The organism is Micromonospora sp. NPDC023737 (genome assembly GCF_040639715.1).
In the GTDB taxonomy this organism is placed as follows: Bacteria; Actinomycetota; Actinomycetes; order Mycobacteriales; family Micromonosporaceae; genus Micromonospora.
In genome coordinates this window covers 301,859-314,141 of the sequence record NZ_JBFAAL010000003.1, presented here as the reverse complement: position 1 = coordinate 314,141, position 12,283 = coordinate 301,859, and the positions used below count along the sequence as shown (strand labels likewise).

Sequence of the window (12,283 nt, the reverse complement as noted above, 5' to 3'; positions counted from 1 at the left end):
GGGACTGGGTCGACCGCTACTTCCCGGCGCCGGGGCCGCCGCCCCGGACCGTGCTGCCACGCCCCCAGCCCCAGTACGAGCCGACCGTGGAGTGGTAGCGCGGGTAGGCGGTCCGGAGGTTCTCCAACATGATCACCGAGCCGGTGGCGGCCGGCAGGATCACCACCGAGTCGTCGTCGTAGCGCAGGTAGACCCCGCTGCCGTCGACGTACTGATCAGCCGGCTGCCACGCGTCGGTGATCTCCTTCGCCACCCGGCTGGGCGTACCGGCCGAGGTGTAGGCGACCGCCTCCCGACCGATGTCCCGGCCGGCGTCGCGCTTGTAGTGGTCCTCCACGTAGCCGCGTGGGGAGAAGCTGCCGTAGAAGATGGCGAAGGCGGCGACGAGCGCGCCGATGACCGCGAAGGCCACACCCACCACGAACCACCGTCGGTACGTCATCGCAGCGCCACCACCGTCTCGGTCAGAACCAGTTCGTTGGTCTGTGGATAGGCGTGCCAGGTCCGCCACGCCACCGTGCCGTCGGGCAACCCGGACCGGACCGCGAGGGCGGTCACCGCGTCCGGGTCACCGGGAAAGACACCGACCAGGGCGAGTGTGTCGGCGGCCAACTCCGCGCGGAGCGCGGCGACCCGGTCACGAAGACCGGAGCCGGGCGGCCGGAGCACCGTCGCGACGAACCGGTAGCCGGTCGCCTCGTCGAGCACCGTGGCCGGCAGTTCGGGTGGTCGCCCGGGCAGGCAGGCCACCGTCTCGGTCAGCCTGCTGTCGCCCGAACGCAGCACCACCTGGTGCGAGGCTCCGAGCAGCCGCAGCTCGAGTCGGATCGGCCCGGGCAGGACGAGGTCGAGTACGTGCAGCGCGGGCCGCTCCACGTCGTCGCGGGCCAGGCTGAGGTCGGCCGCGCTGGTGTCGACGTACGGGGCGTCCAGGGTGACCAGCACTCAGTGCTCCCCGCTCCGGTCCTCGCCGGCCTGCGGATAGATCATCACCTCGGTACGGTGCAGGAGTTCGCCGCGCGCCACCTCCCAGCCCGCTTCCCCGTAGGCCTCGAAGGAGAGCCGTGCCCCGCCCGGCGCCTGGTAGTCGTGGTACCGCATGCTGCCGGCGGGGTCGAGGCCGGTGGTGCCGGTGGCCGTGAACCGGGCCTGCCCGGACTCTTTCCAGCTGTACCGCCCTCCGGCGAAGTCGATGATCGGTGCGCCGGGGGTGACGGTGGCGCCGATCTCGGCGGTCCAGAGCACCAGTTCCAGCTCCGGATCCTCCTCGACGGAGAGCCAGCGCCGTACGCCCTGCGCGTCGTCGAGCAGGTGCTCGACCCAGCTCCAGCCGCCCTCGACGAGACGGATCGTGCCCCGCACCAGGTAGGAAACCTGACGGATCTCGACGATGTCGCCGGGGCGCAACCGGCGGGGGTCACCGCGCAGCACATCGGCGTCGTGATCCCGGAGCGGATCGGTCGGTACGGCTTCGGGTGGCCGGCTCCGGGACCGACGCAGCGCCACGACGGCGATCACCACTCCGGCCGCCCCGATCAAGCAGCCCACCGCCGTCACCAGCCACGCCACGGACCCGTTCACCGACCACCCTCCCCGGTACGTCGGCGCGAACGGTAACAACCCCGTGCACCGAACTGAACGTGATGCAGGTCGAGTGAGCACCCAGTCACTCGATGTCCGCCGGGCACCCTCCGGTCTCGGAGGTTCACGCCTCGGCGAGGCGGCTCGCGGCGTACTCGCCCAGCGAGGAGCGGCCCATGACACAGCCGCTGAACGTGTTGAACTCGCCCGGATCGTCACGCATCGCGGTCCACGCCGCCCGCGCGGCCGGCGGGTCGACCCGCTCCAGCAACGTCGCCGCGTAGGCCCGGCCGGCCGGCGAGCCGTACGTCAGCAGCCGATCGAGCTGCTCGCGTACGGTCTCGGTCTGCTCGACCAGGGCGCTCTCGACCCTCCCGTACGCCTCGGTCACCGGCAGCAACGTCCCCGCGAACCCGACCCCGCCGAAGGCGAGCGTGTCCGCCCGTGCCAATTCCTCGACGGCATCCCCGATCGCGTCGCCACCCTCCACTTCATCCACACCCTCACCCTTACCCCACCCGCGCCCGCTCACCCACCCCGAAGGCTCGCCCCCCGCCGACGATCATGAGGTTGACGAGGCTCCAGAAGATCGAAGCCGCCGTCAACCTCATGATCGACTCATCGGGATCAGGGTGCGCGGTGGGCGTTAGGCCGGGGTCACGGTCAGCGCGTCCTCGGTGGGGGTCAGGTCGACCTTGACCGTCTGGCCGTCGCGGATCTGACCGGCCAGCAGGGCCTTGGCGAGTTGGTCACCGATCGCCGTCTGGACCAGGCGACGCAGCGGGCGGGCCCCGTAGATCGGGTCGTAGCCGTGCTCGGCCAGCCAGCCGCGAGCGTCGTCGGTGATGTCCAGCGCCAACCGGCGGTCGGCGAGACGGTTCCGCAGCCGGACCAGCTGGATGTCCACGATGGATCGCAGATCCTCCCCGCGCAGCGCGGCGAAGACCACCACGTCGTCGAGCCGGTTGAGGAACTCCGGCTTGAAGTGTGAGCGCACCACCGCCAGGACGCCTTCCCGACGCTGCTCCTCCACGAGCGTCAGATCGCTGACCACCGACGACCCGAGGTTGGACGTGAGGATCAGGATCGTGTTGCGGAAGTCGACCGTACGGCCCTGGCCGTCGGTGAGCCGGCCGTCGTCGAGCACCTGGAGCAGGATGTCGAAGACGTCCGGGTGTGCCTTCTCCACCTCGTCGAGCAGGATCACCGAGTACGGCCGGCGGCGCACCGCCTCGGTGAGCTGGCCGCCCTCCTCGTAACCGACGTACCCGGGCGGGGCACCGACCAGGCGGGCGACGGAGTGCTTCTCGCCGTACTCGCTCATGTCGATGCGAACCATGGCCCGCTCGTCGTCGAAGAGGAACTCGGCGAGCGCCTTGGCCAGCTCGGTCTTGCCGACACCGGTCGGCCCGAGGAAGAGGAAGCTACCGGTGGGCCGGTCCGGGTCGGCGACGCCGGCCCGCGCCCGGCGTACCGCGTCGGAGACCGCACCGACCGCCTCACGCTGGCCGACCACCCGCGCGCCGAGCGAGTCCTCCATCCGCAGCAGCTTGGCCGTCTCGCCCTCCAGCAGCCGGCCGGCCGGGATGCCCGTCCAGGAGGCGACCACGGCCGCGATGTCGTCCGCGCCGACCTCCTCCTTGAGCATCGCGCCGTCCGCCTGGAGTCGAGCCAGCTCCTCCTCGGCCTGCTTCAGCTCGGCCCGCAGCGCCGGAATCCGGCCGTACCGCAGCTCGGCAGCGCGCTCCAGCTCGCCGTCGCGCTCGGCCCGCTCGGCCTCGCCGCCCAGCCGCTCCAGCTCTTCCTTGGCGGTCGACAGCTTGGTGATGTGGCCCTTCTCCAGCTTCCAGCGGTCGGAGAGCGCGGTCAGCTGTTCGCGCTTGTCGGCCAGCTCGCGGCGCAACCGCTCCAGCCGCTCGGCGGAGGCGTCGTCCGGCTCCTTGGCCAGCGCCATCTCCTCGATCTCCAGCCGCCGGACCGCCCGCTCGATCTCGTCCACCTCGACCGGGCGGGAGTCGATCTCCATCCGGAGCCGCGACGCCGACTCGTCGACCAGGTCGATCGCCTTGTCCGGCAGGAACCGGTCGGTGATGTAGCGGTCGGAGAGGGTCGCGGCGGCGACCAGCGCGGCATCGGTGATCCGTACGCCGTGGTGCACCTCGTAGCGCTCCTTGAGCCCGCGCAGGATGCCGATGGTGTCCTCGATGGTCGGCTCACCGACCAGCACCGGCTGGAACCGCCGCTCCAGCGCCGGGTCCTTCTCGATGTGCTCGCGGTACTCGTCCAGCGTGGTCGCGCCGACCATGCGCAGCTCACCACGGGCCAGCATCGGCTTGAGCATGTTGCCGGCGTCCATCGAGCCCTCGCCCTTGCCGGCGCCGACGACGGTGTGCAGCTCGTCGAGGAACGTGATGACCTGCCCGTCGGAGTTCTTGATCTCCTCGAGCACCGACTTCAGCCGCTCCTCGAACTGCCCGCGGTACTGCGCGCCGGCGACCATCGCGCCGAGGTCGAGCGAGACGAGCTTCTTGTCCCGCAGCGACTCCGGCACGTCACCGGCGACGATCCGCTGTGCCAGCCCCTCGACGATCGCGGTCTTACCCACGCCGGGCTCGCCGATCAGGACCGGGTTGTTCTTCGTACGCCGGGAGAGCACCTGGATGACGCGCCGGATCTCGGAGTCCCGGCCGATCACCGGGTCGATCTTCCCCTCGCGGGCGCTCGCGGTCAGGTCGACGCCGTACTTGGCCAGTGCCTGGTAGGTCTGCTCCGGGTCGGCGGTGGTGACTCGTCGGTCCCCGCCCCGTACGGTCGGGAAGGCGGCGACGAGGTTCTCCTCGGTGGCGCCGACGGCCTTCAGCGCGTTCGCGACCGCGCCACCGACCCGGGCCAGGCCGGCCAGGAGGTGCTCGGTGGAGGTGTACTCGTCGCCCAGCGGCCGGGCGATCTGCTCGGCGGCGCCGATGGCGTTGACGAACTCGCGAGCCAGCGTCGGCTCGGCGATGCTGGAACCGCGCGCGGCCGGCAGGGCGTCGACTGCGCGCTGGGCCGTCCAGCGCAGCTCGGCAGGGTCGGCCCCGACGGCGCGCAGCAGGCCGGCAGCGGTCGAGCCCTCGGTGTCCAGCAGCGACAACAGCAGGTGCCAGGGCTCCACGGTGGCGTGACCGCGCTGATTCGCCAGCGCGACGGCACCGGTGATGGTTTCGCGGCTCTTGGTGGTGAGACGTTCCGTGTTCATGACTCCCCCGGATCGACAGGTCCGCTAGGAAGGACACAACCAGAGTTGAGCCTATTCCGCTCAACCCTGGCGGTGTGACTCCCGTCACTCAGGATGGTGGGTCGGCCCACGGGCGGCGCCACGCAGCGGAGCCCGTCGGGCTCAGGACCTGAGCAGACGATGCGGGCCCGGGCCCCGTCCGGCGAGCGCATCACCGGGATTGACCAGGGCACACTCGTCGAACGACAGGCAACCGCAGCCGATGCACCGGGTGAAGCGGTCACGCATCCGTTCCAGCCTCGCGATGCGTTCGTTGATCTCCCTGCTCCAGCACTCCGAGGCCCGCTCCCAGAACTCCTTCGTCGGTGGGGCGTCGGCCGGCAGCAGGGCGAGCACCTCGCCGATGACCGCCAGCGGCACACCGGTGTGCTGGGAGGCCCGGATGAACGCGATCCGGCGCAGGGTGGCGCGGTGGTAACGGCGCTGGTTCCCGGCGGTCCGCCGACTGTGGATGAGTCCCTGCCGTTCGTAGAACCGCAAGGCCGTGTGCGGTACGCCGCTGCGCCTGGACAGCTCTCCGATGGTCAGCAACTGCGCGCTCGTCGGCACCGAATCCGTCACGCCGAGCACCGTAGCTTGACCTACACATTTGTGTAGGTACCAGCCTTGGCGTTGGCCGGGCCACAGCCGTGACCCGCTCACCGACAGATCCCGGAGTCGCCATGACCCGTCAACCTCTTCAGCTCGCGGTCATAATCGGCAGCGTTCGCCAGGGCCGCTTCGGCCCGACCGTGGCGAACTGGTTCGCACGTCGGGCCGATGATCGCGACGACCTGACCGTCGACGTCATCGACCTGGCCACGGTCGCCCTGCCGATGACGCTGCCGGCGTTCGGCGCGCCGCCCGTACCGGAAGCGGTCCTCGCGCTGCGGAACCTGACCCCACGGCTCTCCGCCGCCGACGCTTTCGTCGTGGTCACACCGGAGTACAACCACAGCTTTCCCGCAGCGTTAAAGAACGTCATCGACTGGCATCACCAGCAGTGGCACGCCAAGCCGGTCGGGTTCGTCTCCTACGGCGGGATCAGCGGCGGGCTGCGGGCGGTCGAGGCCCTTCGCCTCGTGTTCGCCGAACTCCACGCCGTGACCGTTCGCGAAACGGTCAGCTTCCACGACGCCTGGCGCCAGTTCGACGCCGACGGGTCACCACTGAGCCCGGACGGGTGCAACCGGGCCGCCGACAGCCTGCTCGACCAGCTCACCTGGTGGGCCCATGCCCTGCGGGACGCGAAGGCGACCGCCCCGTACCTGGGCTGATCAACCCCCGATTCCAGCCGGACCGTTCAGAGGAGATCACATGGAACCGCTCGCTCCCGCATCCACGGACACCGCCCCCTCCGGCCCGGGCGTGGTGGTCACCAGCCGCTGGCAGGTCGCGGATCGCCACGACCAGCGCGCCACCGCCGACAGCGCAATGGCTCGATGGCGGCGCCTGCCCTGGCCCGAGGGATGCCTCTCGGTGACCTGCCTGCTGAGCACCGACGGCCACCTCGTCATGTTCTACAGCCGATGGGCGAGTGAACCGGACTACCGGCGGCATGTCGCCGACGTCGCCGGAGGGGACACCGCGGACCGGGTCGGCGATCACGACTCCGGCGTCACACATCTCGACGCCATCGTCTCCAGGCTCGCCACCTCGCCGGGCAGCCCGTCCGGCGACGCGCCCCACCCCGGCTGCGTCGCGCTGATCAGCATCGCGACCGAAGGCCCCGAACTCCAACGACAGGCCGCGGAGAAAATAGCCGCATTCCGGGCAGACGCGCACCCAGGCGCCATCGGCGGGCACCTACTGTTCAGCCTCGACGGCGCACGGGTGACCCTCTACGCGGAGTGGACCAGCGAAGAGGCACACCAGGAGGCGATCGCCGGGTCCAGGTTCGGCGGCCGGCGCGGGATCTTCGACGGCCTGCCCGGCATCCGCGGGCTCAGCATGCACCGATACCAGCGCTACCGCACCGCCGGCCGGTGACCGCTCCGGGCGGGCGATCCCGGGCGGCCGGTCAGGGGTGCCGGTCAGGTGCGGACATCGGCCGACGTTAACGCCACGGGAATCGACAGCCCTGCACACGGTACCGTTGGCCGGGTGCGAGTACGTGTCGAACAGACCGCGCTGCCGGGTATCGGCGTACGTCATGACCTCGTGACGGAATCCGGACGCCGCGTAGGCGTGGTCTCCCACCGCAACGGTCGTCGTGACCTTGTCCTTTATGACCCGGATGATCCTGATTCGTGTCAGGCCGACATCCCGCTGACCGACGACGAGGCGGAGGCGTTGGCCGACATCCTCGGCGCGTCGCTGATGCTCGGTCAGCTCTCCGGACTACGCGAACAGGCGGCCGGGCTGCTCACCGAGCAGATCCTCATTCCGGCCGGCTCTCCGTACGTCAACCGGAAACTCGGCGACACCAAGGCTCGCACCCGGACTGGAGCCTCGATCGTGGCGGTCCTCCGCCAGGGTGAGGTGAACGTCTCGCCGGACCCGGCCTTCCGTTTCGCCGCCGGTGACGTGGTGGTCGTCGTCGGGACCCGCCAGGGTCTCGACGGAGTGACCGCCATCCTCGCCGACAGCGACCCGGACGGCTGAGGCGCGTATGCACGAGACCAACACCCTGCTCATCGAGGTCGGCGCACTACTCTTCCTGCTGGGTCTGCTCGGTCGGTTGAGTCGCCGGATCGGCCTCTCTCCCATCCCCCTCTACCTCCTCGCCGGGCTCGCTTTCGGGCACGGTGGGTTGCTGCCGCTCAACGCCAGCGAGGAGTTCTTCGCCGTCGGCGCCGAGATCGGCGTGATCCTGCTACTGGTGATGCTCGGCCTCGAGTACTCGGCCAACGAGCTCGTCGGCAACCTCCGCTCGGCAGCCCCCGCCGGGCTGATCGACGCGGCGCTCAACGCGCTGCCCGGGGCGGCGTTCGCGCTACTGCTCGGCTGGGACTGGGTGGCCGCCCTGGTCCTGGCGGGCATCACCTGGGTCTCCTCCTCCGGAGTGATCGCCAAGGTCCTCGGCGACCTGGGCCGACTCGGTAACCGGGAAACCCCGGTGATCCTCTCGGTCCTGGTGATCGAGGACCTGGCCATGGCGCTCTACCTGCCGCTGGTCACCGCCGTGCTGTTGGGCGCCGGCCTGATGGGTGGCGGCATCGCGCTCACCATCGCGGTCGCCACCGTCCTCGTGGTGCTGGTGGTCGCCATCCGCTTCGGCGGGGTGATCTCCACCCTCATGTCCGCGAAGGATGCCGAGGCCCTGCTGCTCGGAGTGCTCGGACTGACGCTCCTGGTGGCCGGTTTCGCCGCCGAACTCCAGGTGTCGGCGGCCGTCGGCGCGTTCCTGGTCGGCATCGCGCTCTCCGGGCCGGTGGCCCACCACGCCACCGAACTGCTGACCCCACTGCGGGACCTCTTCGCAGCGGTGTTCTTCGTCTTCTTCGGGCTGACGACCGACCCGCGGGAGATCCCACCCGTACTGCTGCCGGCACTCGGTCTGGCGATCGTCACGATGGCGACGAAGACACTCACCGGTTACCTGGCCGCGCGCCGGGTCGGCATCGCCGAGCCCGGCCGTTGGCGGGCCGGTCTCGCGCTGGTACCCCGTGGTGAGTTCTCCATCGTCATCGCCGGGCTCGCGGTCTCGGCCGGCAGCGTCGAGCCGCGGTTGGCCGCGCTCGCCACGGCATATGTGCTGGTCACCGTGGTGACCGGCCCGCTGCTGGCCCGGCTGCCGGACTTCCCGTGGTTCAAGCGCTGGCTGCGCCACCGCGCGGCGACCGCGCAGCGACGGGAGCTGGCACGGGTCGCGGACTGACGCTGGTCAACGCCTCTCCGAGCCGGGTCGGCCGTACGGTCGGCCCGGCTCGGCCAACGGTTGACCAAATGCTCCCTGGAGGGCCTACCGCTACTGACCGGTACCGCGTTACCGTGTCGCCCCAGCAGCCAGGTCCGCGGGCGGCCGTGCCAACTGTGGGCAAGATCGGAGGTTGGCCGGTGAGCGTGCAGGAGTCGACGTTCCACGGTTTCGCCAACCCTGTCGACCCATCACCAGCGGAGTTGCGCGCGTGGGCCTACCGCCCCGACTCCGTGCCGTTGGCCTCCATGCCGCCCGACTGGGACCTGCTGGTCTCCGGCGACAGGCTGGTGGCGACGCTGTTCGACCTGGCCATGGACCCGTCGTGCCCGGCCCGCCGGTTCGCCCTGCACTGCCTCTACATCTACGCGGCCGACGGCATCCGGACGAAATTCCGGGCGCACCCCAAGCGCCGTTTCCGGAAGCTGGTGGAGCAGGCCGAGAAGAACGGCGACGAACTGATGCGGGTCTGGGCGCACAACAGCCGCGTACTCCTGGCTCGGCCGGAACTCTTCGTGTACCGCGACTGGTGCGAGGGCGGCCTGGTCCGGGAGAACCGCCGCCTCGCCTGAGCCGCCCAGCACGGGCTGACCACGGTCCCCCGGCGAGGTCACCAGCTTCCCGGCCCGCCTGCAGTCGACGAACGAGCCAGCACCCCCGGCGAGGTCACCAGCTTCCCGGCCCGCCTGCGGTCGGCGAACGGGCCGGGACCCCCCGTGGTTCCCGGCCCGCACGTCGGCGTCCGGTTCTCAGCCCGGCCCGTCCGGCTTTCCCTGTCGGCTCTCCGCTCTTTCCCGATCCGCCCCCTGGTCGATCCGGTCGTCGAAGAGCCCCTGGTTCGCCAGGTCGGCGAAACGCCTCTTGGTGATTCCCTCGAACTGCTCCCGGACCGTCTCGACGACCTTGTCGAGCCGGTCCTCCGTTCGCTGCGCAACCTGCTTCGCCGCCTCCGTCATCGCCCCCCCTGCCATGCCGGTAGGTCCAGATTTGCGCGGAAAGGACCTCATTTGCAGGCTAACGGGAACGGCCCGGCCCGCGCCGGAAAACCGGTGAGCGGACCGGGCCGTCAGGGCTCCGGAGAACGGGCGGATCAGCGGTCGGGCCCCCGCCGGGGACGCCAGACCACCAACGCCGTGGAGGTGCGGTTGGTCGGCACCAGGTCGCGGCCCGGGAAGCGGGCCAACGCCTCCAGTTCGGCGATGCGGTGGTACGCGGCGTCCAGCTCCGCCTCGAGCCGGGCCACCCGCTGCTGGGCCTCTTCGAGCAGCCGCTCGAGTCCGATGATGCGCTTGACCCCGGCCAGGTTGATGCCATCGTCCTGGCTGAGCCGCTGCACCTCGCGCAGCAGCACCACGTCCCGGACGCTGTACCGCCGGCCGCCCCCCGCCGCCCGACCGGCCTGCACCAGGCCGAGCCGGTCGTACTGGCGCAGGGTCTGCGGGTGCATACCCGCCATCCGCGCCGCGACCGAAATCATCAGCACCTTGGCCTCGTAGGCAGGGTCACTCGACGAAGCGGCGTACTCGCCCGACATCCTGCTCACCTCCGCGTCCGCGTCAACTGACTCGACGCACCCGCGCGTCGAGATGTTCCCGGCTCGCCGGCGGGGTCTGCTCGGCGAACGTCTCCAGCGCCGCCCGCGCCTCGTCCGACAGCCGCGCGGGCACCACCACATCCAGTGTCACCAATAGGTCACCCGCTTGCCCGTCGCGGCGGACCACGCCCTTGCCGCGAGCACGCAGGATCCGCCCGCTGGGCGTACCTGGCGGGACTCTCAGGGTCACCGCACCGTCGAGCGTGGGCACCCGCAGGTCGGTGCCGAGCACTGCCTCCGCGAACGTGATCGGCACGGTGAGCGTGAGGTCGTCGCCGCTGCGGCCGAAGATCTCGTCAGGCCGCACCTTCACGTGCACGTACAGGTCGCCGGGCTGGCCACCGCGCTCACCCGGCTCGCCTCGCCCGGCCAACCGGATCCGCTGACCGTCGGCCACGCCGGCCGGGAAGCGGACGTTCATCGTCCGGGTCTTGGTCACGCCGCCGGTCCCGTGGCACTCCGGGCACTTCTCCTCGACGACGGTGCCGACGCCCTGGCAGTTGCGGCACGGCTCGGAGAAGCTGAACGACCCCTGGTTGCGGGTCGTCACCCCGGCGCCGTGGCAGACCGGGCAGGTGCGCGGCTGGGTGCCGGGCTTCGCCCCGTTGCCGTGGCAGGTGTCGCAGACACCGGGGGCGCGCAGGGTGAGCGGTAGGGTCACGCCTCGCACCGCGTCACCGAAATCCAGCGCCACCTCGGTCTCCACGTCCCGCCCCGGGGCCGGGCCGCGCGGAGCGGTCGGGCCGGCGGGCCCGCCCGAGAAGATCGAGCTGAACAGATCGGAGAAGCCGGCGCCGCCACCACCGAAGCGGCGCTCTCCGCCGGCGCCCCCGAAGAGGTCGGAGACGTCGAACGGCATACCGCCGGGCTGGCCGGCGCCCTGGGCGTTACGCCGGAACGCGCCCGAACCGAAGAGCGAGCGCATCTCGTCGTACTCCCGGCGGCGGCCGGAATCCGACAGCACGTTGTACGCCTCGGACACGGCCTTGAACCGCTCCTCGGCCGACGGATCACCCGGGTTGTGGTCCGGGTGCGACTCCCGGGCCAGCTTGCGGTACGCCTTCTTGATCTCGTCCTCGGAGGCGGCCTTGTCCACGCCGAGCACGGCGTAGAAGTCCTTCTCGATCCAGTCCTTGGAACTCACCGGTCCACCCCCTCCCCACCGGTCCGTCCCGCCCGCCGCCGTGCGGCGGCGGGCGGGACGCTCGGGTCACTTCTTCGCACTATTCCGGGTCCGCGACCGCTACCAATGCCGGCCGCAGCAGCCGCTCACCGAGCTGGTAGCCGCGCCGCATGATCTGCACGCAGGTCGGCTCGGTCACCTCGTCGGAGGTCTGATGGGCCACCGCTTCGTGCCGAGTCGGGTCGAACGGGTCACCCTGTTCGCCGAACGGGGTCAACCCGAGCTTCCCCACCACCGTGGTGAGCTGGTCCGCCACTGATCCGAACGGCCCGACCAGGTCGCCGTGTTCCCGGGCCCGGTCCAGGTCGTCGAGGATCGGCAGCAGGGCGGCGAGCACGGAGCCGGTCGCCTGCTCGGCGACGGTGGCCCGGTCCCGCTCCACCCGCTTGCGGTAGTTGGCGTACTCCGCCGTCACCCGCTGCAGGTCCCGGGTCCGCTCGTCGAGGTCGGCCCGGAGCGCCTCCAGTTCGGCGCCGAGAGTCGAACTGGTCGCGGCATCCACCGGCTCGGCCGGCGCGTCGACCACCGGCGGGCCGTCGGGTGTGGCCCCGTCGACCGTGCCGGCGTCGACCTCGATCTCGTCGACGACGATCTCGGTGTCCTCGATCAGCCCCTCGGCCGGGACGTCCGTCCCGGCGTCGGCAGCGGTTCCCTCCGGCTCGGCCGGCTGGCTGATCTTCCGGTTGTTGCGGATGACGACCCGCGGCGCGTCGCCGGTTGCCGGCTCGGCGGGCGCGGAGCCACCCGTCGTCGACCCGGTGTCACCCTGGTCGGCGGCTCGTGACTTCTCCGTCATGCGGCTACCTCACC

Annotated in this window: 15 protein-coding genes; 5 read left to right on the top strand and 10 right to left on the bottom strand. The window is 71.0% G+C overall.

Features of this window, described 5'->3' with window-relative positions:
* Positions 1–16: 16 nt before the first annotated feature.
* From AB0F98_RS10275 to soxR, 6 genes are all read right to left on the bottom strand, one after another.
* The gene (locus AB0F98_RS10275; protein ID WP_357731777.1) at positions 17–442 is read right to left on the bottom strand and encodes a DUF4247 domain-containing protein; all 426 of its coding nucleotides are present in this window, start codon (positions 440–442) and stop codon (positions 17–19) included.
* On the bottom strand, positions 439–945 hold the full coding sequence (locus tag AB0F98_RS10270; protein ID WP_357731774.1) for a DUF2617 family protein: 507 nt from the start codon (positions 943–945) through the stop codon (positions 439–441). The genes AB0F98_RS10275 and AB0F98_RS10270 overlap by 4 nt, the downstream gene beginning before the upstream one ends.
* Positions 946–1,581, bottom strand: a complete 636-nt coding sequence (locus tag AB0F98_RS10265; RefSeq protein ID WP_357731771.1) for a DUF4178 domain-containing protein — start codon at positions 1,579–1,581, stop codon at positions 946–948. It lies immediately after the preceding gene.
* A 124-nt stretch (positions 1,582–1,705) separates the two neighbouring features.
* Positions 1,706–2,080, bottom strand: coding sequence for a hypothetical protein (locus AB0F98_RS10260; protein WP_357731767.1), 375 nt, complete (start codon positions 2,078–2,080; stop codon positions 1,706–1,708).
* Between the two features lie 147 nt (positions 2,081–2,227).
* Positions 2,228–4,819: an ATP-dependent chaperone ClpB gene (gene clpB / locus AB0F98_RS10255; protein ID WP_357731763.1), complete on the bottom strand. Its 2,592-nt coding sequence runs from the start codon at positions 4,817–4,819 to the stop codon at positions 2,228–2,230.
* 141 nt (positions 4,820–4,960) lie between these two features.
* Positions 4,961–5,419 carry a redox-sensitive transcriptional activator SoxR gene (soxR, locus tag AB0F98_RS10250; RefSeq protein ID WP_357731759.1) on the bottom strand — a complete coding sequence of 153 codons (459 nt, stop codon included), beginning with the start codon at positions 5,417–5,419 and terminating at the stop codon, positions 4,961–4,963.
* 101 nt (positions 5,420–5,520) lie between these two features.
* Here soxR and AB0F98_RS10245 point away from each other — a divergent pair, with 101 nt between their 5' ends.
* From AB0F98_RS10245 to AB0F98_RS10225, 5 genes are all read left to right on the top strand, one after another.
* A complete protein-coding gene (locus AB0F98_RS10245; RefSeq protein ID WP_357731756.1) occupies positions 5,521–6,114 on the top strand; it encodes an NAD(P)H-dependent oxidoreductase in 594 nt (197 codons plus the stop codon).
* A gap of 40 nt (positions 6,115–6,154) precedes the next feature.
* The gene (locus tag AB0F98_RS10240) at positions 6,155–6,826 is read left to right on the top strand and encodes a hypothetical protein (protein ID WP_357731753.1); all 672 of its coding nucleotides are present in this window, start codon (positions 6,155–6,157) and stop codon (positions 6,824–6,826) included.
* A 114-nt stretch (positions 6,827–6,940) separates the two neighbouring features.
* Positions 6,941–7,441: a cation:proton antiporter regulatory subunit gene (locus AB0F98_RS10235; RefSeq protein WP_357731750.1), complete on the top strand. Its 501-nt coding sequence runs from the start codon at positions 6,941–6,943 to the stop codon at positions 7,439–7,441.
* Between the two features lie 7 nt (positions 7,442–7,448).
* Complete coding sequence (locus AB0F98_RS10230) at positions 7,449–8,657, top strand: cation:proton antiporter (protein WP_357731746.1); 1,209 nt, start codon at positions 7,449–7,451, stop codon at positions 8,655–8,657.
* 179 nt (positions 8,658–8,836) lie between these two features.
* Positions 8,837–9,268: a hypothetical protein gene (locus tag AB0F98_RS10225; protein ID WP_076468700.1), complete on the top strand. Its 432-nt coding sequence runs from the start codon at positions 8,837–8,839 to the stop codon at positions 9,266–9,268.
* A 177-nt stretch (positions 9,269–9,445) separates the two neighbouring features.
* Here the strand turns inward: AB0F98_RS10225 and AB0F98_RS10220 are convergent, their stop codons facing one another.
* From AB0F98_RS10220 to grpE, 4 genes are all read right to left on the bottom strand, one after another.
* The gene (locus AB0F98_RS10220) at positions 9,446–9,652 is read right to left on the bottom strand and encodes a hypothetical protein (protein ID WP_357731741.1); all 207 of its coding nucleotides are present in this window, start codon (positions 9,650–9,652) and stop codon (positions 9,446–9,448) included.
* Positions 9,653–9,786: 134 nt separating this feature from the next.
* Positions 9,787–10,230: a MerR family transcriptional regulator gene (locus tag AB0F98_RS10215; RefSeq protein WP_355141447.1), complete on the bottom strand. Its 444-nt coding sequence runs from the start codon at positions 10,228–10,230 to the stop codon at positions 9,787–9,789.
* A 22-nt stretch (positions 10,231–10,252) separates the two neighbouring features.
* A complete protein-coding gene (gene dnaJ, locus AB0F98_RS10210) occupies positions 10,253–11,434 on the bottom strand; it encodes a molecular chaperone DnaJ (RefSeq protein WP_357731736.1) in 1,182 nt (393 codons plus the stop codon).
* Between the two features lie 79 nt (positions 11,435–11,513).
* Positions 11,514–12,269 (bottom strand): nucleotide exchange factor GrpE, encoded by a 756-nt coding sequence (gene grpE, locus AB0F98_RS10205; protein WP_357731732.1) that lies wholly within the window; start codon positions 12,267–12,269, stop codon positions 11,514–11,516.
* Positions 12,270–12,283: the final 14 nt, after the last annotated feature.